Raw genomic sequence first — 25,891 nt, forward strand, 5'->3', positions numbered from 1 at the left:
TCGATGCTGATGCGTCTCGCTACCGTGGGCGACGAGGTGACCGTCGATGGCGATGGGTGACCGTCGGGAGCTCGCGGCGTTCGAGCGAGTTGACTGGGACGAGATCTCCGAACCGGACGCGGTCGGCGTCCGCCGCGGCGCGCTCTCTGCGCTCCTCGCTGGCGTCCTCGCGCTCTTCGCCTACACCGTCTTCGGTGGATCCGGCACGCAGGTGCCGACGGTCGACGTCGCCGCGCGGTCGATCAGGTGGGTAACTCCGACGCCCCTCGACGTCGCGTACGTCGTGCTCGCGGTCTGTTACGTGTTCCTGTTCGCGCTCCCGGTCGTCGAGAACTGGTCGCGGACGAAGCTTCGGACGAAGCTGTTCGGCGTCCTGACGACAGTCCTCGGGGTCGCGTTCGCGTACGACTACTACTACATCGCGCCGCAGCCGACGTTTGACAGCGTCTCGATCCCCGTGTACGGCTACCTCTACTGGGACGTCTACGGCGTCGAGTGGGTGTTCGTGTTCTCGCTGCTCGTGTTCGTATGCTTCGTGCTCGGGCGATTGTTCGACGACCTCGACCGGACGCGGACGTACCTCTCGCGGCTCCGGAAGCATCCGACGGGCGCGCTCGCGCTCGGGTACGTGTCGTTCTTCGTCCTCGGGGGTGCGTTCGGGAACGCGATCGTCGGGATGCCGACGACGTTCAAACAGGTGGAGGGGAGCTACGAGACGTTCTCGCACCAGCCGCCGGTGCCGGTGTGGACGCCGTTCGGGCAGACCGACCTGTTCACGCTCGTGCTCGCGGCCGCCATCGCGCTCGGCGTCGTCCTCGCGGCGTACAACCGAATCGACGCGCTCCAGCGGCCGCTCGCGCTCGCGGCGACCGGCGTCGTCGTCGGCCTCGGGACGCTGCTTGCCGTCCGGTTCACGATGTACGAGTTCCTCGAGTTCGGGCCCGCCATCGGCGTGAGTGCCGCGGACTCCTGCGCGGGCCGGATGACAGCGGACGGCTGCCTGGGGACGTGGGAGAACCCGCTCGGCACGAACTACGTCGGGAAGGGCGTCCTCCCGCTCCTGTTCGTCGGGTTCCGCGTAAGTCTCGAGGTCGCGCTCATCACGTCCATGATCATGCTTCCCATCGCGACGCTCGTCGGGACGTTCGCGGGCTACACGGGCGGACTCGTCGACGACACCCTCACGGGCTACATCGACATCCAGCAGACGATCCCCGCGTTCGTCGCGTACATCGTCCTGAGTCACGTGTTCGGTCGGAGCCTGTTCTTGCTCATCCTCGTGTTCGGCCTCCTCTCGTGGGGTGGCGCCGCAAGACTCGTCCGTTCGGAGGTCGTACAGCGACGCGAAGCGGAGTTCATCACGGCCGCCCGGTCCGCCGGCGCGGACGACCGACGCATCATGCGCGACCACGTCCTCCCGAACGTCTCGAACACCGTCCTGACGAGCGTCACGCGCCGCATCCCGATGCTCATCCTCGCCGAGGCCGCGATCGCGTACCTGAGCCTGAACGACATCATGGTGATCTCGCTCGGCGAATCGATCGCGAACGGCCTCGAGAACTTCCCGACCGCCTGGTGGGTGTCGACCGAGCTGACGCTCGCGCTCGCGCTCACCGTCCTCTCGTTCAGTCTGCTCGGGGACGCGCTCCGCGACGTCCTCGACCCCAGAGGTGATTCCCAATGACCGAAGCCCAACCACTTCTCTCCGTCCGAAACCTGAGCGTCGACTTCCACACCGAGAGCGGTACCGTCCGAGCGGCCAGCGACGTGTCGTTCGACGTCGACCGCGGCGAGACCGTCTGCATCGTCGGCGAGTCCGGGAGCGGGAAGACCGTGACGAGCGAAGCCATCACGCGACTCGTCCCCCAGCCACCCGGCGAGATCCGTGCGGACACGGTCTCGTTCGAGGGCGAGGACCTGCTGACGGTTCCGGACAAGCGCCTCCGAAAGCTCCGCGGCGGGAGCATCGGGCACGTCTTCCAGAACCCCCAGAGCGCACTCAACCCCGTCTATACGGTCGGCCGGCAGGTCGCGGAGGCCGTGCGCCTGCATCGCGACGTTACGAAATCCGAAGCCAGGGAGGTCGCCGTCGACCTCCTGGATCGCGTCGGCATCCCGAAGGCTGCGGAACGCTACGACGACTACCCTCACGAGTTCTCGGGCGGGCAGACCCAGCGGGTCGTCATCGCGATGGCGATCGCGGGCGAACCCGACCTCCTCATCGCGGACGAACCGACGACCGCGCTCGACGTCACGATACAGGCCCAGATACTGCGCCTGCTCGGCGACATCCAGGAGGAGTTCGGGATGGGCATCCTCCTCATCACGCACGACCTCGGCGTCGTCGCGGAGGTCGCGGACCGCGTCGTCGTGATGTACGCGGGGAAGGTAATGGAGAAGGGGAGCGTCTTCGACGTGTTCGAGAACCCGTCGCATCCGTACACGAAGGCGCTCCTCGAGTGCCTGCCCGGTCGCCGGAACGCCGCTGAAGGCATCGGCGGGACGCTCCCGGACCCGACGGACCCACCCGACGGCTGCCGGTTCGCGCCCCGGTGCCCGTACGCGGTCGAGGAGTGCCGCGAGGGCGAGCAGCCACCGGCCGTGAACGTCGAGGGCGCCGACGACCACGTCGCCTCGTGCGTCTACTACCAGGCGGGCTACGACGCGAGCACGGTCCGGAACTCGTCGGTCGCGGCGGCGAGAGCGGCACTGGACGACGATGCCGCACGAACTGACGGAGGTGAACGCGAATGACAGAGACGGACGCCACGACGGACGCGGACGCAACGACGGACGCGGACGCAACGACGGACCAGACGCTATCGGACGGACGACGGGCAGACGACGACGGGTCGAGTCGGCGAACGAACGAGGCCGACGGCGGCCCGGCGCGGCGGGGGACCGACGGCGAGGCGCTCGTCACCGTCGACGGCCTGCAGAAGCACTACCCGATCACCAAGGGCGTCCTCCGTCGACAGGTCGGGACGGTGAAGGCCGTCGACGGCATCGACTTCACGCTCCACCGCGGGGAGACGCTCGGCCTCGTCGGCGAATCCGGGTGCGGGAAGTCCACGGCCGCGACGTCGCTGCTCCGACTGGAGGAACCGACCGCCGGCGAGATACGCTACCACGGCGAGATCCCCGACGACGACGAGGACGTCGGGTTCCTCGAACGGTTCCTCGACGGCGTCCGCGGCGACGACGACGTCGACCGCGATCCCCGCGACGTCGCCGGGTTCTCCAGCGCGCAACTCAAGCGCTTCCGGCGGCAGGCCCAGATGATCTTCCAGGATCCGACGAGCAGCTTCGACCCGCGGATGACCGTCGGCGACAGCGTCGCCGAACCGCTCCAGATCCACGGACTCACGGACGACGACCGCCAGCGCGAGATCGTCGAGGACCTCCTCGAGCGCGTCGGCCTGGAGGCGAGCGACGCCGACCGCTACCCCCACGAGTTCTCCGGCGGCCAGAAGCAACGCATCGCGCTCGCGAGAGCGCTCGTCGTCAACCCCGAGCTCGTCGTCGCGGACGAACCCGTCTCGGCGCTCGACGTCTCCATTCAGGCGGAGATCCTCAGCCTCATCAACGACCTCCAGGATCGCTTCGGGCTGTCGATGCTGTTCATCAGTCACGACCTCGGCGTCGTCAAGGACGTCTGCGACCGCGTCGCCGTCATGTACCTCGGCGAGATCGTCGAGGTCGCACCGACCGAGGAGCTGTTCGCGGACCCACAGCATCCGTACACGCAAGCGCTGCTGTCGTCGATCCCGAACCCGGACCCGCGCCAGCGCGGGCTCGGCGTCGAACTCACGGGCGACGTGCCCAGCCCCGAGAACCCACCGTCGGGCTGCCGGTTCCACACGCGCTGCCCGAAGGTCATCCAGCCCGACGACTACGAGTTCGACCAGGACGTCTGGCGGCGCGTCCTCGACTTCCGCCACCAGGTCGAAACCGGCGAACTCGACGACGCGGCCGTCCACGAACTCGCGCGCTCGCACGCCGACGTCGACGACGCCGCGAACGTCCCCGGGAGCGCGTACGTCGACGCCATCCGCACCGAGTACGACCTCCCCGACTCGCTCGCCGACGAGGACGCCGAAGCCGTGCTCGACGAAGCACTGGAACTCCTCGCGAACGGTAGCCCCGAACAGGCCGCGGATCTCCTCGGCCGCGAATTCACGACGCCCTGCGAAGCGAGCGCGCCGAAGACCCGCGACGTCGGCGACGACCACGACGCCGCCTGCCACCTCCTCGACGACCACGACGTCGCCGACGACCGCGCCACCATCGCGGGCGAAGCCACCGACGACTGAGCGACGATCGTCGCTTTCCGAGCCGACACGCACTACTTCGGCCCTGGGTGTCCACAGTCGACGCATGTTCGACGCCGACGAACGCGCGTACCTCGCCGCCGCCCGCGTCGCACGCCTCGCTACCGCCGACGCCGACGGCCGGCCGCACGCCGTCCCCATCTGCTTCGCGCTCCACGACGACGCGATCGTCACAGCAATCGACGAGAAACCGAAAGCGAACGCGCCTGATGCCCTCCGCCGCGTCCGCGACGTCACCGAGAACCCGCACGTCGCCATCGTCGTCGACCACTACCACGAGAACTGGGACCGCCTCGGCTGGCTCGAGGTGCTCGGTACCGCCACCGTCCGCCAGCCCGACCACGACGACCACCACGGCGCCGTCACCGCACTCCGAGACAAATACGAACGATACCACGACCACGACCTCGACGACCGCCCACTCGTCCACGTCATCCCCGGCAGCGTCCACCACTGGGGCACCCTCGAACATCCAGATAATTGACCGCGAAACCCAAAAACAGCGTTCGAACTACTTGCTCAGACTGATAGATGAATAATCCGAGCCGCCAGAAGTAGCGGGAGGTAGATTCGAACCACGGTCGCACGCTCGCTCACTGCGTTCACGAGGCGTGCTCCCTGGTTCAAATCTCCTCGATGCTACCTTCGACGCTCACGACACTCATCGCTCCGCTCCTCGTGTTGTTCGCGTCAAAAGTAGCGGGAGGTAGATTTGAACTACCGATCTGCGGGTTATGAGCCCGCCGGAATCTCCTGGCTATCCCATCCCGCTACATCCACGTACCCGGCTTCGCTAGTTAAGGGTTGTGATTGTGGCGCCGTGTGGCAATTTTACTCGTGGACGCGCCAGGTGAAGAGGCTCTCGGCGACGTAGTTGACGAGGAGGCCGGCGGCGATGCCGGCGCCGTTCGCGAAGACGAGCCAGAGGTCGAAGTCGAGGACGGGGATGGAGACGTCGACGTAGGCGTCGAGGGCGGTGACGACGCCGGTTGCGACGAGGACGCCGCCGACGCGGACGAGGTTGGATTTTGCGAGTCTGACGGGCCACTTGTCGGGGTCGCCTTCGCCGGCGAACGTCCAGCGTTCGTTGACGGCGAACATGAGGAGGATGGCGGCTTCGGCTGATGCGAGTTTCGAGAGCCACGTCGCGACGCCGAGGGGGCCGGTGAGGACGAGGAGGAGGGTGGTGTCCAGGACGGCGCCGACGGCGCCGACGGACGCGAATTCGGCGAACCGGACGCCGGAGAGGAGTGCGCGGAATCGGTCGAGGACGCTCCGATCGTCGGTCGTCGACGGTCGCGTGGTCGTGGAGGTTGCGGGATTCGAGGTGTCGTCGGCGGGGGCGTCGTCGTCCATCAGTGATCCTCGAGGTCGCCGTGGGCCTGGTCGACGAGCGCGATGCGGCCCGTGCGGCGGTCCGCGATCGCTTCGTGGACGCTACTCCCGTCGAGTTCCTTCATGCGGTGGCGGCTCCGGACGAGGCAGCGGCCGAGTTCGAGGGCGGTCGACACGGGCGACACCGTGGAGTCGGGCTGATCCTCCCACGTGACGGGGACTTCCGCGATCGAGAGCGAGTGCGCGGCGGCGACCGCGAGCAGTTCGACGTCCCACGCGAACCCGGGCTCGTAGAGGTGCGCGCGCACGCGCTGCCAGCCGTCGCTCGTGATGGCCTTCGCGCCGCACTGGAAGTCGTACAGGTGGATCCCGAGTGCGCGGCGGGCGAGGAACGCGAACCCGTCGCCGAGGTAGCGGCGCGCGAACGTCTGGTGGCTGCGGACGTCCGCGTCCGGGTGGCGCCTGGAGCCGACCGCGAGGTCCGCGCCGCGCTCCGTGACGGCGGCGACGACGTCTGCGATGGAGGCCGCGGGCGTCGCGCCGTCGGCGTCCGCGAACGCGAGCACGTCCACGTCGTCGGCGAGCGCCTCGAACCCGGACGTGATCGCGGCGCCCTTCCCGCGGCGGGCGTCGACCGCGTTCACGGTCGCGTTCACGTCCTCGAGCGCGGCGAGGGTCGCCGCGTCCGGCGCGTCCAGTTCGATGCGGACGACCGACGGCGCGAGCGCTCCGTGGAGGGCGTCGACGTACGCGGCGAGGGTGTCCACCGCGGGGTCGTACGCGGGCAGGACGACACCGAGGGACTGCGACATCTACTCTACGTCGCTCGGCGCGTGGTGTAAAATCGTTCGCTTCGGGACGGTCACGAGCGCTCGCGGAGGGGCGGGCGTGCCGTCCGCGAATTCGATGACGGAAGCGTCGACGGGGTCTTCTCTCGGAGCCTGCGAGCAGAAAGGGTTTAGCCGCCGCGCTCGCCAACGTCGTGGTAGATGGAGTACTCGCTGGTCCTCGTCTGGCTGGCGGTGTTCGCCGCGCTCGCCGCGGCGGCCACCCCGCTCGCCGGCCTCCTCCTCGCGCCGCTGCCCGACCGCGGGAGCGCACTCGGGCTGCCCGTCGCCGTCGCCGTCCTCGGCGTCGCGAGCTACTGGGTCGGCCAGGTGGCGTTCGGCTGGCCGGGTATCGTCGTCGCGCTCGTCGCGATCCTCGGCGGGTCCGCGTACGCGATCTCTCGCGGGCACGCGCCAGAGCGGACGCCGGCGGTCGAGGCGTTCGTCGTCTTCGTCGTCGGATTCTTCCTCGTCGTCGCCATCCGGGCGGCGGACGCGGCCGCGGACCCGTACGCGGGCGAGAAGATGCTCGACCTCGGCCTGCTCGCGACGCTGTACCGTGCGCCCGCGCTCCCGCCGGAGGACATGTGGTTCGCGGGCGAACGTCTCCAGTACTACTACGGCGGGCACATGATCGCCTCGCAGTTCGGGCGCCTCACGAGCACGCCGCCCGCGTACGCGTACAACCTCGCGCTAGCGGCGTACTACGGGCTCACGGTCGCGGCGGCGTACGGGCTCGCGCGGTCGATCGCGGTCGCTCGCGACGTCTCGCCGCGGCGCGCCGGCGTCCTCGGCGCGTTCCTCGTCGGCGTGGCGAGCAACCTGTCGACGCCCGCACGCGGGCTCATCCTCCTCGCCCAGCACCTCCAGCAACCGATCACGCTGAACGGTCCGGTCGACGTCCTGCTCGCCCCGGGCCGACTCGTCTTCCTGCTCGTCCCGGACGACGCGATCCGGGTCGTCACCGAGGAGGGCGGCGGGAAGTTCGTGGAGGTACTGGGCTACCAGTTCTCGGGGCTGGCGGTCTCCGTGGACGGGTTCGGGTACTGGGCGGCGAGTCGCGTCATCCCGTGGACGATAAACGAGTTCCCGCTGTTCGCCTACCTGAACGGCGACCTGCACGCGCACATGATGAGTCCGCCCCTCCTGCTGGTCGCCGCTGCGATATCGTTCGCGTACTGGCGGACGCCCGCGGCGGCGGTGTGGCGGCGGCGCGCGTACCTGTTCGTCGCCGCGCCCGCGCTCGGCGGCCTGCTCGCGGTCGTGAACACGTGGTCGTTCCCGTCGGTCGCGGGCATCGTCGCGCTGGCGACCGCGTTCGCCGCGACCCATCCCGCGACGGTGTTGCCGGGACCGGTCGCGGATCGCGTGCTCCGCGTCGCCGAGCGCTCGCGCACGAACCTCGAGGTGTCGCGACTCGTCGTCGCGGGCGTCGTCGCGGCCGCGGTCGGCGTGCTCTCGGTCGTCTTCGCCGTCCCGTTCTTCTCGGGGGCGACGAGCGGCCAGCACCCGGCCCTGCTCCCGGACCGATCCTCGCTCGTCGGCCTCCTGCTCGTCCACGGCGCGTTCCTGCTCGTGACGGTCGCGTACTTCCTCGACCGATCGCGCGTCGACCGGGACGCCCTCGAGACGGGCGCGCTCGTCGCGGTGCTCGCGCTATTGGCGGTCGCGAACCTCGTTGTCGGCTGGGTCGGCGCGTCCCTGGTCGTCGTCGCCGTCGCGGGCATCATTGGCGCGGTCGCGCTCGGTGCGCCGTGGCGGGACCGCGGGTTCGTCGCGGTCGGCGTTCTCGCGCTCGTCGGATTCGCGGCGTTCCACGGCTCGGCGGTCGCGTTCGTCGCCGCCGGCGGCGCTGCGCTGTTCGCGCTCGTCGCCGCCGCGTTCCGGAGCGAGCCCGCGACTCGGCAGGTCGCCGCGGGAGTCGCCGTCGGCGTCGCCGTGCTCGCTGGCGTAGCGTGGGTGCTGGAGGCGACGGTCCTCGTCGCGGTCGTCCCCGTCCTCCTCGTCGGGATGGGCCTCCTCCGCCTGGAGCGCGACGTCGGGTTCGAGGCGGTGCTCGTCCTCGGTGCGACCGGCCTCGTGACGCTCGTCGAGTTCGTGTACGTCGCCGAGCGCGCCGGTCCGGGCCGAATGAACACGGTGTTCAAGCTCTACTGGCAGGTGTGGGTGCTGTGGGGCGTCGCGGGCGGCGTGATGCTCGCGGACGTCGCCGCACCGTCGTGGCCGCGGTGGCTCGTCCGCCCGCGGCTCTCGCGGGTGCGTGCGGCCGTCGGGAGCGAGACGGCCGCGGACGGCGGAACCGACGAGGTGACTGCAGACGCCGGGACCGGTGACGGCACCGACACCGTCGAGGGAACCGACCAGTCCACGGACGGCGTCGACTGGGGGCGGATCGCGCGCGTCGGATCGACGGTCGCCGCGGTCGCGCTCGTCGCATCGCTCTCGCTGTACGCCGGGTTCGCGCTCGCCGGCCACTTCGAGGCGAACCCGAGCCAGCACTGGATCTGTGGCCAGAGCGGCGAGCGCGGCGAGGGCGAGTGGACGCTCGACGCGACGGACTGGAGCGAGGAGTGCTATCCCGACCAGGCCGCCGCCATCGACTGGCTGAACGACCACGACGGTCGACCCGTGGTCGTCGAGGCGCCGACGACCGGGCAGTACCTCTACGGGGACAATTCGCCGGCGTCCGGGCTCGTAAGCGGCGTCTCCAGTCACACCGGCCTGCCGACGATTGCGGGGTGGGCGCACGCCGCGAACTACCACACGCAGGCGGGCTGGGAGGCCAGGCTCGACGACGTCCGGACGGTGTACGAGGCCGCCGACGCGAGCGAGCGCGCGACCGTGCTCCGACAGTACGACGTCGCGTACGTCTACGTCGGCCCGAACGAGCGCTCGCGCTACGACGTCGCGCGCCTCGCGGACGACCCCGGTATCAGCGTCGCACAACGGTGGGGTGACGCCGTCGTGTACGCCGTCGACCGGGACGCACTCGCCGCGAACGCCACGGCCGCGTCGGTCGAGGGCGTCGACGCCAGCGCGAACGCCACGGCCGCGAGTGACGACGAGCGCGACGAGTTTCGACGATCGAAGCGCGAACCACGAGCGAGCGACGCGCTTCCGGCGATCTGACCGGATGCCACTCGACGGGAGAAGCGGGAAAGAGAGTCGGTTCGCTCAGACGCTGAGCGGGTTCTTCTCGGAGAGGACGTCGACGGCATCGGCGTCGACGCGGTCGACCTCGAGGTGGTGCGGGATGTAGTCCCGCGTCTGGTACGTCTCCAGTTCGTCCTCGTCGCCGACCGTGCACCAGAGCTGGACGCGCTCGGGGCCGTGCCACTCGCCCTGGCGGTTGATGCCGAAGACGTGGACCGACTCCTCGTCGCCGTAGGAGATGGTCGCATCCTTCCGAATGCCGGGGTCTCCGTCGATGATGAGTCGCTTCATGCTCTGCGCTTCGGATACACCGCCATTAAGCGTGTCGAAGCCACGCCCACCGACGTCGGCGTGGCGGTCCGCTATGGCATCGAGCCAGGCGGCGAGCGCGGCGAGCGTCGCAGTCGTCGGATTCCCGACAGCGGAGCCGTCGCCGTGAACCGTACCGGTTTTAAGCGCCCGCGAACAAACCAACCTCAAGGTAGATATCTATGAAGATGCCACGCCGGTTCAACACGTACTGTCCGTACTGTAACGAACACAACGAGCACGAAGTGGAGAAGGTTCGTGGCGGTCGCCCGACGGGCATGACGAAGGTCCAGGGTCGACAGCGCGAGCGCGCCATCTCCTCGATCGGGAACTCCGGCAAGTTCTCGAAGGTGCCGTCCGGCGAGAAGCCGACGAAGAAGACCGACCTCAAGTACCGCTGCGGCGACTGCGGGAAAGCCCACCTCCGCGAAGGATGGCGGACGGGCCGTCTGGAGTTCCAGGAGTAACCATGGCGGGAAGTTTCATTACTGTCGCCTGCCCGGACTGTGAGAGCGAACAGGTCGTCTACGAGAAGGCCTCCAGCGAGGTCGCCTGCGCCGTCTGTGGGCACACGCTCGCCCACCCGACCGGCGGCAAGGCGGACCTCGAGGGCGAGGTCACGGGCGTCGTCGAGGCACGATGAAGTACAGCGGGTGGCCCGAGAACGGCGAACTCGTCGTCGGCAAGATAGACGAGATCGAGGACTTCGGCGTCTTCGTCGACCTCGAGGAGTACGAGGACAAGCGCGGGCTCATCCACATCAGCGAGGTTGCGAGCGGCTGGATCAAGAACGTTCGCGACCACGTCAACCCGGGAATGACCGTCGTCTGCAAGGTCCTCGATGTGGACGAGTCCTCTCAACAGATCGACCTGTCGCTGAAGGACGTCAACGACCACCAGCGTTCGGACAAGATCCAGGAGTGGAAGAACGAGCGGAAGGCGGACAACTGGATGCTGCTCGCGTTCGGCGAGGACGTCAGCGACGAACAGTACCAGAGCGTCGCGACGGAGCTCCTCGGGCAGTTCGGGAGTCTGTACGACGGGTTCGAGGAGGCCGCGATCCACGGCGAGGAAGCGCTGGACTCGACGGACCTGGACGACGACGAGGTGGCGGCGCTCGTCGAGACTGCTCGGGATAACGTGTCGGTGCCGTACGTGAACGTCACGGGCTACGTCGACCTGGAATCCCCGAATCCGGACGGCGTGGACGACGTGAAGGAAGCGATGCAGGCGGCCGAGGGCGACGACGGCGACGTCCCGGACGAGGTCGACCTCGGCGTGACGTACGTCGGTGCGCCCGAGTACCGCATCAAGGTGCAGGCGCCGAACTACAAGACCGCGGAGTCCGAGCTGGAGGCGAGCGCGGGTCGTGCCCGGGAGGCCATCGAGGCGGTCGGTGGCGAGGGCGCGTACCACCGCGAGCGTCACACCGACGACGAGTAGATGCACTCGGACATCCGCGTCTGTTCGGCGTGGGCGTCCGCGCACGACCGGCCGGTCTATACGTTCTCCGAGTCCTGTCCGGAGTGTGGTGCCGACGCGGTGAACTCGGCGCCGGCGCCGTTCTCGCCCGAGGACCGCTGGGGCGAGTACCGACGCAAACTTAAGCGACGCGAACGCGAGTAGCGGGTATGGACGCACTCGACATCGAGGTTGTTGCGGACGTCGAACTCGACGATCCGGTGTTCCTCGAGGGCCTGCCCGGGGTCGGGCACGTCGGGAAGCTCGCAGCGGAGCACCTCCTGGAGGAGCTCGAGTCGACGCTCGTTCGGCGCGTGTACTCGAACGACCTACCGCCGCAGGTCGACGTCGGCGACGACGGTGTGGCGGAGTTGACGCACGCGGAGTTCCACGCGGTGGAGGCCGACGGCCGGGACCTCCTGATTCTGACTGGCGATCATCAGGCCCAGAGCAACGAGGGCCACTATCGGATGGCGGACGCGTTCCTCGACCTCGCGGCGGAGTTCGGGTGCGAGTCGGCGTACGCGCTCGGTGGCGTGCCGACGGGCGAACTCATCGAGGAGTACTCGGTCCTGGGTGCGGCGACGAGCGAGTCCCGCGTCGAGGCCCTGCAGGACGTGGGCGTGGAGTTCCGCGAGGACGAACCGGCCGGCGGCATCGTCGGCGTGTCAGGGCTCGTGCTCGGGCTCGGTGGCCGTCGCGGGTTCGACGCGGCGTGCCTGATGGGGGAGACTTCCGGGTACCTCGTCGACCCGAAGAGCGCGCGAGCGGTACTCGAGGTGCTCGTCGAGCTGTTCGAGATCGAGATCGAGTACGAGTCTCTGGAGGAGCGCGCGGACGAGATGGAGGACGTCATCGAGAAGATCCAGCAGATGGAGCAACAGCAGACGCCCCAGATGGCGGACGACGACCTCCGGTACATCGGGTGAGCGGTCGCCAGCGACTTGTTCGCTGTCGAGCGGTCGCGGTCGTGGACTGTTTCTTCGCCGTTCGCGCTCGCTACTGGGGCGCGAACGTGTCGACGGTGACGCCGTCGTCGGTGATGGTGACGCGAACGCTCTCGGTGTCCGTGTAGAAGCCGCGGGCGGTGGCGTCGTCGTCGTCGAGGGCTGCGAGGACTTCGTACGTGCCGTCCTCGGGGAGGACGTTCGAGTTCTCGCGGGTGCTGCCGGCGGGGACGTCGTACTGGAAGTCGACGACGAAGCGCTGGCTGGTCCCGGGCGTGGTCGTCGCGTCGGTCGTCGTCGTTTCGGTGCCTTCGGGTGCGCGACGGACGGTGATCGTCACGCTCCGTGCGCTGTCGGTCTCGTTCTCGACGACGAGCAGGTGCGCGTCCTGCGTGAGCGTCTGGCAGCCTGCTGTGGCGACGATGCTCGCGAGTCCGGCCGTCGCGCCGACCGACCGCAGGACGCGTCTTCGCGGGGCGTTCATGCCTCCCCGTACGCCCGGGGGGCCTCAAAAGGCGTCGGATGCCGTCGGACCGCCGACGGCGTGGGACATTAGTGCGCGCACGCCCTAGGGGGAGGCGAGTACAGTGAACGGGGTTGGCGTGCCGGACGTGGTCGCGGGAGTGCCGCCGTGGGTCGGACTCGGTCTGGTCCTCGCAGCGGCGTTCACGGTCGTCGCGGCGTGCGTGTTCGTGCTCGCGGAACTCCGGTTCGACGACGCGGGCCGGGCGAGTGCGGCTGGCGGGCGGTCGGTGTCGAGCGAGAGCCGGCGGCGCGTCGAGATTCGCGAGTACCTGGACGCCATCGGCGAGCGGTACGTGGAGGACGAGGTCGTCGACGGCTACGCGGTCGCGTTCTACCTCCCGGAGCGAGCGGTGGCGGTGACGTTCGACGCGGAGGCGTACTTCGGCCTGGAGTCGACGGGGACGACGGCGGTCCTCTGCGAGCACGAGATGCACGGGCACCACCTCGGGCCGCGACTGCCGTTCGAGGTCCCGGAGGTCCGCGTGTACGACGACTCTTCGCCGGAGGCAGTCGCGGAGCGGGCGTTCGACGCGCTCGGCCTCCAGCCGTCGGCGGACGCCGAGGCCGTCCGGTCCGCGTACCGCGACCGCGTGAAGGAAGCGCACCCGGACCACGGCGGGACCGAGGAGTCGTTCAGGCGCGTCCGGGAGGCGTACGCGACGGCGATGGCGCACGCAGACGGCGACGGCGCGGACCCTGCCTCGACGGCGTCGCCGCGCTCGGGGACGCCCTGACCGCGACCGTCGCTGGCGGAACATTGGGAGGGGCGGGGGCGGGCAACGGAGAGGACGGACAGCGGTCGTGAGCGGCTTCGGCACGAGGGCGTCAAGTCTTTAACGCGACGCTACCTCCTTGCAGGTATGTCGCTGCCGCTGTCCGTCGAGTCCGTCACCCTCGGCGGCGTCACCGTCGGGTCGGACCTCCTCGGATGGCTCGTCCTCGCCGCGTTCCTCCTCGGGGCCGTCCTCGACGTGACGGGCCGGGTGGACGTCGCCAGGCGCGCTTACGCCGGCGCGTGGGCGCTGTTCGCGGCGTTCTGGGCGGTCGTGTTCCCGCACTTCCTGTTCACGAAGGCCTCCGCCGTCGAGGGCGTGCTGGCGCTCGTCGCGGTCCCCGCCTGCCTGTACACGGGCTATCTGCTCTGGAACGGCCGGGATGGCTTGCACGTCCTCTCCCGGGCGGTCCTGTTGATGGGCGTCGTCTACTATCCGACGCAGGCGATTCCGTTCGTCCGCGAGTTCCTGATCGAACTGGTCGCCGACCAGACGCACTGGGGCATCCAGTTGCTGGGGTACAGTCCCGAGTACACGACCGGCCCAGAGTACGGCTACCAGAACATGTTCGTGTTCAGCGAGTTCGCGACGTACATCGTGTACGCGTGCACGGGCATCGGGTCGATCGCGATATTCGGCGGCCTCATCGCCGCCGTGGACGCTCCGCTCCGCCGGAAGCTGAAGTCGTTCGCGCTCGCGATCGGCATCATCTGGGTGCTGAACCTCGTCCGGAACGTGTTCGTCGCGGTCGCCGCCGGCAAGGGCTGGTTCCAGCATCAGGCGGTACTGGACTTCGCGGCACTCGCCGGTATCGAGGCGTCGCACGCGTCGTTCTGGTTCGCGCACAACGTCCTCTCGCAGACGGCGTCGGTGTTCGCACTCGTCGGCATCACGTGGATCGTCGTGCAGGAACTCCCCGAGATGCTCGGCGTCCTCGAGGAGGTCCTGTTCGTCGCGACCGGGAGCGAGTACGACCTCGAGAGCGCGCTCGACGTGGACGCGAACCCCGCGATGCGGGCCGACGGCGGGGAATGACGACGCTCCCCGCGCTCGTGCGATGATCGGTCGCGAGGACCTCGCGTTCCGCGACCGCGCGGTCTACCTCCCGTCGCTCGACGTGCTCGTGCTCTCGGACCTCCACGTCGGTCGGGCCGAGGCGAGCGACGTCGCGTTCCCCGTCGGCGAACGCGACCACCTCCACGGTCGCCTCGCGGCGCTTCTCGACGCGTTCGACCCGGAGACGGTCGTCTTCGCGGGCGACGTCCTCCACAGCTACGGGCACGTGCCGGTGGTCGCTCGCGACACGCTATCGGACCTCGTCGCGCTCGTCGACGACGCCGGTGCCGACCTCGTGGCGACGCCCGGGAACCACGACCCCCAACTGGCTGACGTCCTGGACGCGCCGACGCCTGCAGCGTACGCCGACGGGGACCTCGTGGTCTGTCACGGCCACGAGGAACCCGACGCGGAGGGTGGCCTGTACGTCGTCGGCCACGACCATCCGACCATCGACATCGAGGGCCAGCGACGCCCGGCGTACCTCTACGGCACGCGCTCGTTCCGAAACGGTGACGTCCTCGTGCTCCCGTCGTTCACCGAGCTGGCGGCCGGCGTCGAGGTGAACCGGATGCGGACGCGGGACTTCGCGTCGCCGCTGGTCACGGACGCGAACGCGCTCCGGCCCGTCGTGTACGACGCCGACGTCGACGAAGCGCTCTGGTTCCCGCCACTGGGCGACCTCCAAGCGTACCTCTGAGCTGGACCTTTCGGGCGGGAGACGCCCCGGACTCCTCAGCTATCGGCGGCGACGGCCTCGGCGGCGACGCGCCCGCTCTCGAGGGCGCCCTGGATGCTCGACCAGCGCGTGTAGTCGCCGGCGAGGTAGACGCGACCGTCGGGGTCGCGGACGCCCGGCAGCCCCTCCCTGAATCCGGGCGGCTGTGCGAACTGCGCGAACTCGATGCGATCGGCGCGACGCAGGTCGAGGCCGTCGACGCGTCGCTCCGGGTACCAGGCGGCGAGCGCGTCTCGAACCTCGTCGGCGAGTGCCGCGTCGGACGCGTCCTGCTCGCCGAGGAACGTCGCGGACAGGACGTCCGCGTCCGAGTCCGCGGGCGCGTACTCGGGCGCGACCTCGGTGTGGTGGACGACCTGGTTCGGGCGGTCGTCCGCGGAATTCAGGAGGATGCGGCCCTTCGTCCCGAGTTCCAGGCCGTCCGGGGCGACGAACCACGAGGTGACGCAGGCCCTCCCCTCGGTCGGCGTGCTCGCGCCGGTGAGGTCGCGGGCGGTCCGCGGATCGGTGGCGACGACCACCGCGTCCGCGTCGACGGTCTCGCCGCCAACCTCGACGGTCGCGCCGTCGTCCTCGCCGGCGACCGCATCGACGCGCTCGCCGGTCCGCACGTCCACGCCGGCCCCTCGTGCGCGCTCGCCGAGCTGGGCTGCGATGGCACCCATGCCGTCGGCGGGGACGGCGGTCCGGCCGCGAGCGAGCATCGCGAACGTGTACTCGAAGACGTGCGCGCTCGTCTCCAGGGACCTGTCGAGCGTGATGCCGCCGTAGAACGGCGCGGCGAAGTTCCGGACGAACTTCTCGGAGAACCCGCGCTCGTCGAGGAACGCCCGCGTCGACCGGTCGGGGCCGTCGAACAGCGTCGCCGGGTCCTCGCCCGCGAGCTCTCGACGGAGCGCGAGCGTGCGGAGCTTGTCCCCGAGAGTTACGTCCCGGTTCAGTGCCGACTCGACGATCGCCTCCGGGTCCCCCAGCGGGTCCGAGAGAACCGCTCGGTGGCCGTCGCGAGCGACGATCGCACCCGGCCGAAAGTCACGCAGGTCGAGCGCGCCCAGGTCGAGTTCTCGTCGAACCGCGGGGTACGCGGTGAACAGCACCTGGAATCCGCGGTCGAACGTGAACCCGTCCTCGCGACGCGATCGGACGCGACCGCCGACCGCGTCGGATTCCTCGAACAACCGCACGGTCGCGCCGCGTCCGGCGAGCCGACGTGCGGCGACGAGCCCCGCCAGCCCTCCCCCGACCACGACGACGTCCTCGTCGTTCATGCGCCGCCATACGGCCACCGACGGCATAACGCCCCGGGAAACGAATCACCAGCACTCGGCCCGGGAAACGAATCACCCGCAACTGCGCCGGGAATCGAGTCACCCGCGATGGACAGGGATTAGTCCCGGCCCGTCCAAGCGCCGCGCATGGACACCACGGACGCCTTCGTCGGCCTCGAGTGCGTCGACTGCGGCGAGCGGTTCGACGCCGACGCCGCCACGCATCAGTGCCCGGATTGCGACGGCATCCTCGACCCCGCGTACGACTACGACGCCGTCGACCTCACGCGCGAGGACCTCCGTGAACGACCGTTCGACTCGATGTGGCGCTACGAGGAACTGCTCCCGTTCCCGCGCGAGACAGCGGTGTCGATGCACGAGGGCGCGACGCCGCTCGTCGACTGCCCGACGCTCGCGGCCGAACTCGGCGTCGAGCGCGTGCTCATCAAGGACGAGGGCCAGAACCCGACGGGGACGTTCAAGGACCGCGGGCAGTCCCCTGCGATCACTGCCGCCGTCCAGCACGGCGCGACCGACGTCGCGCTCGCCTCGGCGGGGAACGCCGGCCAGGCCGCGAGCGCGTACGCGGGTCGCGCCGGCCTGGACTCGCACGTCTTCCTCCCCGCCAGGTCTGGGTTCACGAACAAGGCGATGGTGAACGTCCACGGCGGCGACATGACCGTCGTCGGCGGCCGCATCGGCGACGCCGGCGAGGCGTACGCGGACGCGATCGCCGACCACGACGACTGGTACTCCGTGAAGACGTTCGTCACGCCGTACCGCCACGAGGGCAAGAAGACGATGTACTGCGAGATCGCCGAACAGCTCGACTTCGAGGCCCCGGACCACGTCGTCTACCCGACCGGCGGCGGTGTCGGCCTCGTCGGCATGCACAAGGCCGCTCGCGAGTTCCGCGACCTCGACCTCCTCGACGGCGAGACAGCGTTCCACGCGGCACAGGCCGAGGGCTGCGCGCCCATCGTGAAGGCGTTCGAGGACGGCGCGGACCGCCACGAGCCCTGGGACGTCCCCGACACCATCTGCGGCGGCATCGAGATCCCGGACCCGGGCGCGAGCCACCTCATCCTCGACGCGATCCGCGAGTCCGGCGGACGCGCGGTCGCGACGAGCGACGACGAGATCCTCGACGCCGCCGTCACCGTCGCCCAGGAGGAGGGCGTCGAGATGGCGCCGACGTGCGCCGCCGCCGCCTCGGGCGCGTGGGCGCTCGCCCAGGACGACGCGTTCGACGCGGACGACACCGTCGTCATCGTCAACACCGGAACCGGGAACAAGGAGGCGGACGTCCTCCGCAGTCACCTGATGGGCAAAGGAATCTGAACGCGAGACGAGAAGCGCCCGCTACGATTCGGTAGTCGGTCAGTCCGCGAACGTTGGGATCTGTGCGGGCTCGCTGGCAGTGCTCTCGGCGTGCACTTCGACGCTCGCGCCCGCACCCACCGAGATGGTGAGGTCGGCGGTTCCCGGCACGTACTCGCGTTCGTGCGATCCGGACGCGGCGAGCCTGAGGCGCTCGTCGAGGAGTGCGGCGTCCGTGAGCGTGTCCACCTTCCGGTACGTCGTCGACAGCGGGAGGTCGCAGCGCTCGGCGAGTTCGCTCGCGGACAGCGCCTCCTCGGATACTGCCTCGACGATGGTGCGACAGTCGTCGTCCTGGAGCGCCGTCAGAAGCGCGTCCTCGTCGACCTCGGTCGTACCGTCGATACCTGCCGTCTCGGGAGCGTTGGGTGCGGACATGGCGTCGTTCTCACCTGTACCTACTGGCGGGAGCCTCACGTCTTCACACCCATCAAAAGAGGGGTGTTTAAATACTAGTGGGGAAGGGATTACGTGATCCGGCCCCGACGGTCCGAGCATGACCGACGGCATCCGCGCCGAGATCCGCGTCGACGGTCCGACCGGCTGTCCGGTCACGCACGTCGTCGACCGAACCGGCATCGCCGCCACGGACGTCCGCCGCGCCGTCTCCACCGACGGCCGGTGCGTCACCGAGGAGTTCCTGCTCGCCGACCCGCTCGGCATCGACCTGGCGGAGACCGGCCTCGAGGACCAGGAGACCGGCGCCAGCGAGGAGATCGGCGCCAGCGAGGAGAGCGACGTCGAGTTCCAGCGCGTCTTCGACTACGGCGACCACGTCACGTACCGCTTCGAGCGCGATCGCGACGTCGCCTGCCCGTGCGAGACCGTCGAGGCCCACGGCAGCCCCGTCACCGACGTCGACGTCCGCGACGACGGCGTTCACGTCGCCTTCCACGTCGCCGACATGGCCGCACTCCAGGCGCTCGTCGCCGACCTCCGGGACGCCTTCCCGTCGCTCGACGTCAAACGCCTCCTGCGCTCGGAGGGCGAACCCGGCACGCACACGCTCGTGTTCGTCGACCGCGGTCGCCTCACCGCCCGCCAGCTCGAAGTCCTCGAGACCGCCCACGACATGGGGTACTTCTCGCACCCGAAGGGCGCGAACGCCGGCGAGGTCGCCGAGGCCCTCTCGATCACGCGCGCGACGTTCAGTGAGCACCTCGCGGCCGCCCAGTCGAAGCTCCTCGACGCCATCCTCGACTGACCGGCCAGCGGCCCGGGCGGACCGCCCTCGCGCTCTCGGCGCCGATGCGTCCCGCGGGTTTTACGTGCGGCAGGGCCAGAGTACGTCTCAATGGCCGACGTCCGTAGCGTCTCGCTGACGGCGACAGAGATCGAGGGGTTCCTCGGCGACGGAGGTACCGGCGTCCTCGCGGTCGCGCGCGACGACGAACCGTACGCGTTCCCGGTCTCGTACGGGTTCGACGCCGACGACGGCGAGTTCTATCTGCGTCTCGGGTACGACGACGACAGCGCGAAGGCGGCGTTCGTCGACGAACCCTGTCCCGCACAGCTCGTCGTCTACGAGGAAGCGACTGACGGCGACGGGTCGCTAGACATCAAGAGCGTCGTCGCGACCGGCGACCTCGTCCGGATTCCGAAGGACGAACTCACGCCCGAGGACGTCGAGCGGCTCGGGAAGGCGCGGACGCCCGAGTTCGAGGTGTGGGAGCAGGCCAAGGCAGACATCGAGTTCACCGTGAACAAGCTCGTCCCGGAGTCGATCACGGGCCGTCGGAACGTCTCCGAGCGAGCGGACAGCAGCGTCTAGAAGGGACGACGACGGGGCGGGGTCGGAATCCAGTTACTGCGCTCGGAACGCGTCGTCGGGGGCTGGCGTCCCGCAGACGACGCAGCCGTGAGCCTGGATGGCCTCCTTCATCGACTCGTTGACGTCGATGGATTCGGCGCACTCCGGGCACTCGAACCGGAACTCGACTGTCTGACTCATCTCGTCTGTACCTACCTTGCCACGGCCAAATAAAGGACACTCCTCGTTTGCCGTTCGGTGAGAACGCCCGACAGGGGTCTTCTGGCCGGCACTCAGTTCGTCCCGATCGGTTCCCCGTCTCGGGTTTTCGCGGCCTCGGAGTCGTGCACGACGACGTCCTCGTCGGGCGCGTCGACGCGCTCGTAGTTGTCGCGGACGCCGATCGCTTCCTCGAGCTCGCGGACGGCGCGCTCCTTGAGTGCGTCGGCGAGTTCCTCGGCGTGCTCGCGGTCGATGTCGCGACCGAGGCCCTCGCACTCGTGCGCGCGAACCATCCCGGCCTCGTCGACGGCCTCGCCCATCGGTTGACTGGTGCCGCCGAGCGCGACGCTGAACGGGTACGTCTCGCAGATGAGCGGCCGGTCGTCGTGGACGGTGCACGCGCCGGTGCCGTCCGCGGCCTCCTCGTAGAACGTGCAGTTCCCGCACGCGTCCGTCTGGAGCGCCCACTCGAACGTCTCCCCGGTCTGGGTCCCGTCGGCGTCCGTCTCCAGCCCGTATGGCATCGGGCGGGCAACGTCGCGCCAGTCGTACTTTTCACCGTCGTCGCCGTCGTGGTCATCGCCGTCCGCGTTCGCGGCTTGCAGCGTCCGGACCTCGTCCGGGAACACCGTCGCCGTATGCGGGTCGTCGGCCTCACTCTTGCAGCACGCGCCACAGCGCGTGCACTCGAACCCGATCGTCTCGATGGCGTCGGCGAGCGCGCTCGCGTCGAGGTCGCGGGCGCGGGCGAGTTCCGTCTCGAGGGAGTCCACGTCGTCGTCGTGGGGGCGCACGGACAAAAGGCGCTCGTCGCGCGGTCGCGATGGCCGAGGCTCGGGAGGGTCGGTGGCGAACAGGCGGACCGCCGCGCGCGGGTCGAAGTGACCGTCACCGGGTGGGTGGTCTACGCTCCCGTCGAGGCCGCACCCGGGGCGTCTTCACGTCACGCTCCGCGGTTGCCGCGCCCTCCGGTTTGAACGTTCGGCGCGCTCAGGCGACCGGGTGGACGCGGCCGTCCTGCCAGCGGACGCGGCCCTCGTGGACGAGCTTCTGGACGTGGGCGTGCACGGTCGCTTCGGCGAGGTCGCGGACGCCAGCGAGGTCCTTGTCGTAGGCCGCGTCGGTGACGGCGGCGACGGTGTCCGCGCCGTCGCGGACGGCGGCGAGTACGCGACGTTCCCGGTCGAGGCGGTGCGCGAGCAGGCGCTCGCACGCCTCGCGCGGCGACTCGATAGCGGGCCCGTGACCGGGGTGGAGGACGGACGGCGATTGCGCGTGGAGGCGACGGAGCGACGTGAGGTACGCGCGCAGGTCGCCCTCGGGGTGGCCGACGACGACGCTCCCCTCTGCGACGGCGAGGTCGCCGCAGAGGACGGCGTCGTCGGCGCGGAACGCGAGGTGGTCGACGGCGTGCCCGGGCGTCTCGATGGCCGTGAGGCCGGCGACGTCGTCGCCATCGCGGAGCTCCCGGTCGGGGACGACGCCGGTCGCCGACTCGAACGGGCGAGTGCGGCCGTAGCGCGCCCACGTCGTCGCGTGGCAGGCGTCGGCGTAGTGCGCGAGCGCGCCGACGTGGTCGGGGTGGGTGTGCGTCGCGACGACGTGCTCGACGCCGCGGTCGGCGACGGCGTCGTCGAGCGCGTCCGAGCGGGCGGCGGGGTCGACGAGGACGGCCGGGTCCTGGCCGACGACGTACGCGTTCGTCGCCCCGGTCGGTGCTCGCGTCGGCACGTCGACGCTGACGCGCGTGACTTTCATGTCTCAGCGTTGGGAGAGGGCGGCGAAAAACGATGTCGGTCGCCTCGACGCGGCCGCACTCGATCCGTCGACTGTCGAGTCGTCGTCGAGCGAGCGCTGTCGGTGGCTGTGGCGGGTCGAGAAGGGTCGCTACCGGACGGCGGTCAGACGTTGAGGTAGTAGACCTGCTTCCGGGCGTCCTGGAACGAGTACCGGGAGTTCACGAGTTCCTCGTCCTCGAGGCGGTTGAGGGCGTAGCGGACGGTACGGTCGGGGAGCAGCGATTCCTCGGCGAGCTGGCCCTGGGAGAGCGGGGATTCCCCTTCGAGGACCTTCGACACGAGCTTCGCGCTCGGGGGGAGTTCGCGGAGGCGGTCGCGGTATTCGCCGTCGGAGAGTACGTCGTCGTTGTTGGCACGCTCGTCTGCGGTACTCATGCTCATACCACGCACAGAGCGAACGTCGGTGTTAAAGGTTGGCTACAGGGTGATACATACAGTACGAACAATATTAGGTGTATTATTACCATGGAAGGTCGGGTCGTTCGTGGCGTCGCTCCGCCGTGCCGTGGGCGCTCTCGGTCTCCCTGGTTCTGGTCGCTCGTCGCCGGTCCTGCCGCTTCGCCGTCCCTTTTCGGGCTGGCGAGAGAGCGGGGACGCATGGTGGAGATTCCGGCTTCGTTCCGCGACCTGTTCGAGAAGAAGTCGTTCGCGCACTTCGCGACGGTGATGCCCGACGGGACGCCACAGGTGACGCCCGTCTGGGTAGACTACGACGCGGAGCGCGGGCACGTCCTCGTGAACACGGCCCGCGGGCGTCGGAAGGAACGGAACGTCCGGTCGAACCCGAAGGTCGGCATCGAGATCACGGACCCCGACGACCCGTACCGGTACGTGTCCGTACGCGGCGAGGTGGTCGAGGTGACGGAGGACGGTGCCGTCGAGCACATCGACGAACTCACGCGCCGGTACTTCGAGCAGGACGAGTACCCGAACAAGGGCGAGGAACGCGGCCCTCGCGTCGTCGTTCGGATCGCGCCCGAACACGTCGCGACGAGCGGGTAGCTGACGCCGGCGACGAAGACGGTCGTGCGCAGCTAGTCCCCGGCGGGGTCGCGGTACGCGCCGAGGAGGCCCTCGCACTCGGGGCAGTGGACGCGGAGCAGGCCGTCGGTCTCGTGCCTGACGAGTGCCTCCACGTCGACGTCGGCGTCGCAGTATCTGCAGTGAGCCATGTTCTGAGGTACGGTACCATGGAACAAATACGTGCGTGGCGAAAGTTCAGTACCGTTTTATCCCCACGGCGGCCTACCCGAGCATACAGTGAAGGGACAGGAGTGGTACCAGGCCGACGACGTGGCCGCGGAGTACGACGACAAGCGCTTCTCGAAGGGCGGCCGGCTCATCGACCGGCGGGAGAAAGCGGCCGTGCTGGACGCGCTGGGGCCGCTCGAGGACAAGCGCGTGCTCGAGGTCGCGTGCGGGACCGGCCGGTTCACGGTGATGCTCGCCGAGCGCGGCGCCGACATCGTCGGCGTCGACATCTCCGCGGCGATGCTCGAGGAGGGCCGCGAGAAGGCGAAGGCGGCGGGCGTCTCCGACACGCTCGAGTTCATGCGCGGTGATGCCGCACGCCTGCCGTTCCCGGACGATCACTTCGATAGCGTGATCGCAATGCGATTCTTCCATCTCGCGGACACCCCGAAGTCGTTCCTCTCGGAGATGCGTCGCGTCTCGAAGGACCAGGTGTTCTTCGACACGTTCAACCGGTTCTCGGCGCGCTCGATCTACAACTGGGCGCTCCCGATGGGATCGCGGCTCTACTCGCGGTACGAGATCGACTCGCTGCTGGAGAAGGCCGACCTCGAGCTCGTCGACGCCCAGCACGACTTCGCGTTCCCGTACGGGTTCTACCGGGAGATCCCCGACGACGTCGCGAGCGCGTTCCGGTCGCTCGACACCAAGATCGTCTCGATCGCCGGCCTGGATCGGCTCGCATCGGTGTCGTACTGGGACACGCGCGTCTGACCGCTCTCTCCGGAGTTCCCTCCCGTCCCCGTTCCCGAACCGTTCGTCACGTCCCTGTCCCGGACTCGTCTCTGCGGTCTCGGTCGGGTCTCGTTCTCGCTTTCGCTTCAGTTCCTTGCGGCCGAGCGCGAAATCAGATTCGAATCGTTGCCTGGGGTCCGTCTCTTCTTTCGATTCCTCTCCTGGCGTGGTCGAGACACGACGATTTTTATACGAGACAGTCGTTCGTTGGGGCATGCACCTCTCGGTCGTCGTCCCGACACTCAACGGGCGGGAGCAACTCGGTCGTGCGCTCGACGCGCTCGCCGAGGATGCGCCCGACGCCGAGGTCGTGGTCGTCAACGGCCCGTCCTCGGACGGGACGACCGGGATGGTTCGCGAGCGCGAGGACGTCGACGTGCTCGTCGAGATCTCCGAACGGAACCTGAACGTCGCGCGGAACGCGGGCGCGCAGGTCGCGTCCGGGGACGTCGTCGCGTTCCTCCGGTACGACCTCGTGGTCGAGGCGGGCTGGGCGGACGCCATCGAGACGGCGATCGAAGGCGGTTCGGACGTCGTGACGGGGCCGACGCATCGGTCGGTTCGAGCGGGCGTGACGACGGAGGCCCGCGAGACGTGGACGGTCGGTGGGCGCGAGGTGACGTTCGTGAACGGCGACAACGGCGCGTTCACGCGCGCCGCGCTGGAGGCGGTCGACGGCTTCGACGAGTACCTGGAGACGGGTGGGTCGCGGGACGTCTCCCATCGCGTCGCCGCGAACGACTTCGAGGTGGCGTGGGACGCGGGCGTCTGCGTTCGCGGCGAAGTCCACGCCGACGGTGGGCGGGCGCCGGCGGACTGGGGGTCGAAGTACCGGTCGCTCGCGTACCGGCTCTCGAAGAACTACGGCGTCAGGCCGTCGCCAGTCTACCACACGGCGAAGACGGCGATCGTCGACGGCGCGCGTGCGCTCCGGGACGTCGTCGGTGGGGCGAGTACGCCGTCCGTGTGGCTGGAGAACGGCAAGCGCGTGTTCTCCGGGATCGCCGTCGGGACGAAGGACGGGCTGGCGGCGCGCAAGCGAGCGGCCGCCGGGTCGCAGAATCCGAACGGGCTCTCCTCGCGTGCAGACCGAGCGGTCACGAAGTACGAGCAGTAGCGGACTGGTTCTCCGGTCGGTTCGAGCGGTGTCGCTCCGACTCACGCGGTCAGGCGTGGTCGGAGGCGAGTTCGGGGACGATCCTTGTGGCGTTCTTCGAGAACGCGCGACGCATCTTGTCCTCGCTGACGTCGAGCGTGAGGACTTCCATGATGGCGACGTTCGGGTGCGCGGTCGGGGCGCCGCTCCCGAAGAGGACGCGGTCGGGGTGCTCCATGAGCGCGCGCTCGAGGGGATCGCGGAAGCGGACGTGGCTCGTGTCGAGGTAGCAGTCGTCGTGGTCGTCGAGGAGGGAGACGGCGTCGTGCATGAGGTCGCGCTGGAGCGGATAGCCGCCGAATCCGGCGAGGACAACGGTCACCTCGCGGTCGAGGAGCGCGGTCTCGACGACAGACGGCGGGCACGCCGCACCGGCCTGGACGACGACAGGGAGGTCGACGTCCTCGAGCGCGTCGAGTACGGCGTCGTCCGGGAGGCCGTCGCTACCGGGGTCGAGCACGAACCCGTGGAAGCGGTCGTCGTACGCGTACTGTTCGACGGTCTCGGGGTCGGTGTGGTGGTCGCGGCGGCGCGCGGCGAGGTTCCGGAGTTTGCTCGTCGCGGCCGTCCCCGGGTCGCGGGGGCCGGTGAGGCGCGCGAACGCCACGAATGGACGTTCGACGCTCTTGCGTGCGACGCCGTTGTTCGCGGCGACGTAGTCGGTCGCCGCCTCTTGGGTCCGCGGGAAGACGAGGCTCCGGACGATCCCGGCCTGGTGCATCTCTCGTTCGAGCTGGTCCGGGCCGACGACGGACTCGCCGCCGGGGGCGTCCTCGGGCGAGAGCGTGGCGTGAACGTCGACCACGCGGAACCGATGTTCCAGTTCCAGCATCTCTCTGAGCGTTCCATCGCCTGCATCAAGGCTGTACCGGCC

At 69.4% G+C, this 25,891-nt stretch carries 31 protein-coding genes and 1 tRNA gene; 19 read left to right on the forward strand and 13 right to left on the reverse strand.

Going from position 1 to position 25,891, the window contains the following annotated elements:
- The first annotated feature begins 46 nt into the window (after nt 1–46).
- The 4 genes from G9C85_RS11990 (at nt 47) to G9C85_RS12005 (ending at nt 4,815) form a co-directional block, all read left to right on the forward strand.
- Entirely contained in the window at nt 47–1,684 is a 1,638-nt protein-coding gene (locus G9C85_RS11990; RefSeq protein ID WP_166040227.1) for an ABC transporter permease, read from the forward strand.
- On the forward strand, nt 1,681–2,754 hold the full coding sequence (locus G9C85_RS11995) for an ABC transporter ATP-binding protein (protein WP_166040228.1): 1,074 nt from the start codon (nt 1,681–1,683) through the stop codon (nt 2,752–2,754). Before G9C85_RS11990 ends, G9C85_RS11995 begins: the two co-directional genes overlap by 4 nt.
- On the forward strand, nt 2,751–4,313 hold the full coding sequence (locus G9C85_RS12000; RefSeq protein ID WP_166040230.1) for an ABC transporter ATP-binding protein: 1,563 nt from the start codon (nt 2,751–2,753) through the stop codon (nt 4,311–4,313). The genes G9C85_RS11995 and G9C85_RS12000 overlap by 4 nt, the downstream gene beginning before the upstream one ends.
- Nucleotides 4,314–4,377: 64 nt before the next feature.
- Entirely contained in the window at nt 4,378–4,815 is a 438-nt protein-coding gene (locus tag G9C85_RS12005; RefSeq protein WP_166040232.1) for a TIGR03668 family PPOX class F420-dependent oxidoreductase, read from the forward strand.
- Nucleotides 4,816–5,028: 213 nt separating this feature from the next.
- Here G9C85_RS12005 and G9C85_RS12010 read toward each other — a convergent pair.
- The 3 genes from G9C85_RS12010 to G9C85_RS12020 all read right to left on the reverse strand — a co-directional run bounded on the left by G9C85_RS12010 (nt 5,029) and on the right by G9C85_RS12020 (nt 6,478).
- Nucleotides 5,029–5,103 (reverse strand) — tRNA-Met (locus G9C85_RS12010).
- Between the two features lie 59 nt (nt 5,104–5,162).
- On the reverse strand, nt 5,163–5,687 hold the full coding sequence (locus G9C85_RS12015) for a GtrA family protein (RefSeq protein ID WP_166040234.1): 525 nt from the start codon (nt 5,685–5,687) through the stop codon (nt 5,163–5,165).
- Entirely contained in the window at nt 5,687–6,478 is a 792-nt protein-coding gene (locus tag G9C85_RS12020; RefSeq protein WP_166040236.1) for a glycosyltransferase, read from the reverse strand. Before G9C85_RS12020 ends, G9C85_RS12015 begins: the two co-directional genes overlap by 1 nt.
- A 177-nt stretch (nt 6,479–6,655) precedes the next feature.
- Between G9C85_RS12020 and G9C85_RS12025 the strand changes: the two genes are divergently transcribed.
- A complete protein-coding gene (locus G9C85_RS12025) occupies nt 6,656–9,622 on the forward strand; it encodes a DUF2298 domain-containing protein (RefSeq protein WP_166040238.1) in 2,967 nt (988 codons plus the stop codon).
- A 45-nt stretch (nt 9,623–9,667) separates the two neighbouring features.
- On the opposite strand, the gene G9C85_RS12030 is transcribed toward G9C85_RS12025, so the two are convergent.
- Complete coding sequence (locus G9C85_RS12030) at nt 9,668–9,937, reverse strand: HAH_0734 family protein (protein WP_166040240.1); 270 nt, start codon at nt 9,935–9,937, stop codon at nt 9,668–9,670.
- 200 nt (nt 9,938–10,137) lie between these two features.
- Between G9C85_RS12030 and G9C85_RS12035 the strand changes: the two genes are divergently transcribed.
- Genes G9C85_RS12035 through G9C85_RS12055 form a run of 5 tightly spaced genes read left to right on the forward strand, consistent with a single transcriptional unit; the run spans nt 10,138 to nt 12,345 of the window.
- Nucleotides 10,138–10,422: a 50S ribosomal protein L44e gene (locus G9C85_RS12035; RefSeq protein WP_166040242.1), complete on the forward strand. Its 285-nt coding sequence runs from the start codon at nt 10,138–10,140 to the stop codon at nt 10,420–10,422.
- A gap of 2 nt (nt 10,423–10,424) precedes the next feature.
- Complete coding sequence (locus G9C85_RS12040) at nt 10,425–10,598, forward strand: 30S ribosomal protein S27e (RefSeq protein WP_166040245.1); 174 nt, start codon at nt 10,425–10,427, stop codon at nt 10,596–10,598.
- Nucleotides 10,595–11,398, forward strand: a complete 804-nt coding sequence (locus tag G9C85_RS12045; RefSeq protein ID WP_166040247.1) for a translation initiation factor IF-2 subunit alpha — start codon at nt 10,595–10,597, stop codon at nt 11,396–11,398. Before G9C85_RS12040 ends, G9C85_RS12045 begins: the two co-directional genes overlap by 4 nt.
- Nucleotides 11,399–11,581 (forward strand): RNA-protein complex protein Nop10, encoded by a 183-nt coding sequence (locus tag G9C85_RS12050; RefSeq protein WP_166040249.1) that lies wholly within the window; start codon nt 11,399–11,401, stop codon nt 11,579–11,581. It abuts the gene before it with no gap.
- 5 nt (nt 11,582–11,586) lie between these two features.
- A complete protein-coding gene (locus G9C85_RS12055; protein ID WP_166040251.1) occupies nt 11,587–12,345 on the forward strand; it encodes a proteasome assembly chaperone family protein in 759 nt (252 codons plus the stop codon).
- A 70-nt stretch (nt 12,346–12,415) separates the two neighbouring features.
- On the opposite strand, the gene G9C85_RS12060 is transcribed toward G9C85_RS12055, so the two are convergent.
- Nucleotides 12,416–12,847 (reverse strand): hypothetical protein, encoded by a 432-nt coding sequence (locus tag G9C85_RS12060; protein ID WP_166040253.1) that lies wholly within the window; start codon nt 12,845–12,847, stop codon nt 12,416–12,418.
- Between the two features lie 103 nt (nt 12,848–12,950).
- Between G9C85_RS12060 and G9C85_RS12065 the strand changes: the two genes are divergently transcribed.
- The 3 genes from G9C85_RS12065 to G9C85_RS12075 all read left to right on the forward strand — a co-directional run bounded on the left by G9C85_RS12065 (nt 12,951) and on the right by G9C85_RS12075 (nt 15,417).
- On the forward strand, nt 12,951–13,622 hold the full coding sequence (locus G9C85_RS12065) for a J domain-containing protein (protein WP_369680808.1): 672 nt from the start codon (nt 12,951–12,953) through the stop codon (nt 13,620–13,622).
- A 126-nt stretch (nt 13,623–13,748) separates the two neighbouring features.
- Entirely contained in the window at nt 13,749–14,696 is a 948-nt protein-coding gene (gene artA / locus G9C85_RS12070; protein ID WP_166040255.1) for an archaeosortase A, read from the forward strand.
- Nucleotides 14,697–14,718: 22 nt separating this feature from the next.
- A complete protein-coding gene (locus G9C85_RS12075; RefSeq protein WP_166040258.1) occupies nt 14,719–15,417 on the forward strand; it encodes a metallophosphoesterase in 699 nt (232 codons plus the stop codon).
- A 35-nt stretch (nt 15,418–15,452) separates the two neighbouring features.
- Here the strand turns inward: G9C85_RS12075 and G9C85_RS12080 are convergent, their stop codons facing one another.
- A complete protein-coding gene (locus G9C85_RS12080; protein ID WP_166040260.1) occupies nt 15,453–16,724 on the reverse strand; it encodes an NAD(P)/FAD-dependent oxidoreductase in 1,272 nt (423 codons plus the stop codon).
- 147 nt (nt 16,725–16,871) lie between these two features.
- On the opposite strand from G9C85_RS12080, the gene G9C85_RS12085 reads away from it, so the two are divergent.
- A complete protein-coding gene (locus tag G9C85_RS12085) occupies nt 16,872–18,065 on the forward strand; it encodes a threonine synthase (protein WP_166040262.1) in 1,194 nt (397 codons plus the stop codon).
- 39 nt (nt 18,066–18,104) lie between these two features.
- On the opposite strand, the gene G9C85_RS12090 is transcribed toward G9C85_RS12085, so the two are convergent.
- Nucleotides 18,105–18,482 (reverse strand): helix-turn-helix domain-containing protein, encoded by a 378-nt coding sequence (locus G9C85_RS12090; RefSeq protein WP_166040265.1) that lies wholly within the window; start codon nt 18,480–18,482, stop codon nt 18,105–18,107.
- Between the two features lie 118 nt (nt 18,483–18,600).
- On the opposite strand from G9C85_RS12090, the gene G9C85_RS12095 reads away from it, so the two are divergent.
- Nucleotides 18,601–19,308: a helix-turn-helix domain-containing protein gene (locus G9C85_RS12095; protein WP_166040268.1), complete on the forward strand. Its 708-nt coding sequence runs from the start codon at nt 18,601–18,603 to the stop codon at nt 19,306–19,308.
- 90 nt (nt 19,309–19,398) lie between these two features.
- The gene (locus G9C85_RS12100; RefSeq protein WP_166040270.1) at nt 19,399–19,875 is read left to right on the forward strand and encodes a pyridoxamine 5'-phosphate oxidase family protein; all 477 of its coding nucleotides are present in this window, start codon (nt 19,399–19,401) and stop codon (nt 19,873–19,875) included.
- Between the two features lie 33 nt (nt 19,876–19,908).
- Here the strand turns inward: G9C85_RS12100 and G9C85_RS12105 are convergent, their stop codons facing one another.
- From G9C85_RS12105 to G9C85_RS12120, 4 genes are all read right to left on the reverse strand, one after another.
- A complete protein-coding gene (locus tag G9C85_RS12105; RefSeq protein ID WP_166040272.1) occupies nt 19,909–20,055 on the reverse strand; it encodes a hypothetical protein in 147 nt (48 codons plus the stop codon).
- Nucleotides 20,056–20,147: 92 nt separating this feature from the next.
- The gene (locus tag G9C85_RS12110) at nt 20,148–20,849 is read right to left on the reverse strand and encodes a YkgJ family cysteine cluster protein (protein ID WP_166040274.1); all 702 of its coding nucleotides are present in this window, start codon (nt 20,847–20,849) and stop codon (nt 20,148–20,150) included.
- Nucleotides 20,850–21,066: 217 nt separating this feature from the next.
- The gene (locus G9C85_RS12115; protein WP_166040276.1) at nt 21,067–21,834 is read right to left on the reverse strand and encodes an MBL fold metallo-hydrolase; all 768 of its coding nucleotides are present in this window, start codon (nt 21,832–21,834) and stop codon (nt 21,067–21,069) included.
- Between the two features lie 143 nt (nt 21,835–21,977).
- A complete protein-coding gene (locus G9C85_RS12120) occupies nt 21,978–22,256 on the reverse strand; it encodes a helix-turn-helix domain-containing protein (protein WP_166040278.1) in 279 nt (92 codons plus the stop codon).
- A gap of 216 nt (nt 22,257–22,472) precedes the next feature.
- On the opposite strand from G9C85_RS12120, the gene G9C85_RS12125 reads away from it, so the two are divergent.
- Nucleotides 22,473–22,877 carry a pyridoxamine 5'-phosphate oxidase family protein gene (locus G9C85_RS12125; RefSeq protein WP_166040280.1) on the forward strand — a complete coding sequence of 135 codons (405 nt, stop codon included), beginning with the start codon at nt 22,473–22,475 and terminating at the stop codon, nt 22,875–22,877.
- Nucleotides 22,878–22,909: 32 nt separating this feature from the next.
- On the opposite strand, the gene G9C85_RS12130 is transcribed toward G9C85_RS12125, so the two are convergent.
- Nucleotides 22,910–23,047 carry a hypothetical protein gene (locus G9C85_RS12130; protein WP_166040282.1) on the reverse strand — a complete coding sequence of 46 codons (138 nt, stop codon included), beginning with the start codon at nt 23,045–23,047 and terminating at the stop codon, nt 22,910–22,912.
- An 88-nt stretch (nt 23,048–23,135) separates the two neighbouring features.
- Here G9C85_RS12130 and G9C85_RS12135 point away from each other — a divergent pair, with 88 nt between their 5' ends.
- Complete coding sequence (locus tag G9C85_RS12135; protein ID WP_166040283.1) at nt 23,136–23,840, forward strand: methyltransferase domain-containing protein; 705 nt, start codon at nt 23,136–23,138, stop codon at nt 23,838–23,840.
- A 235-nt stretch (nt 23,841–24,075) separates the two neighbouring features.
- A complete protein-coding gene (locus G9C85_RS12140) occupies nt 24,076–24,978 on the forward strand; it encodes a glycosyltransferase family 2 protein (protein WP_166040285.1) in 903 nt (300 codons plus the stop codon).
- 49 nt (nt 24,979–25,027) lie between these two features.
- On the opposite strand, the gene G9C85_RS12145 is transcribed toward G9C85_RS12140, so the two are convergent.
- A complete protein-coding gene (locus G9C85_RS12145; RefSeq protein WP_166040287.1) occupies nt 25,028–25,849 on the reverse strand; it encodes an amidohydrolase family protein in 822 nt (273 codons plus the stop codon).
- Nucleotides 25,850–25,891 lie beyond the last annotated feature (42 nt).

This window comes from Halorubellus sp. JP-L1 (assembly GCF_011440375.1).
In the GTDB taxonomy this organism is placed as follows: Archaea; Halobacteriota; Halobacteria; order Halobacteriales; family Natrialbaceae; genus Halorubellus.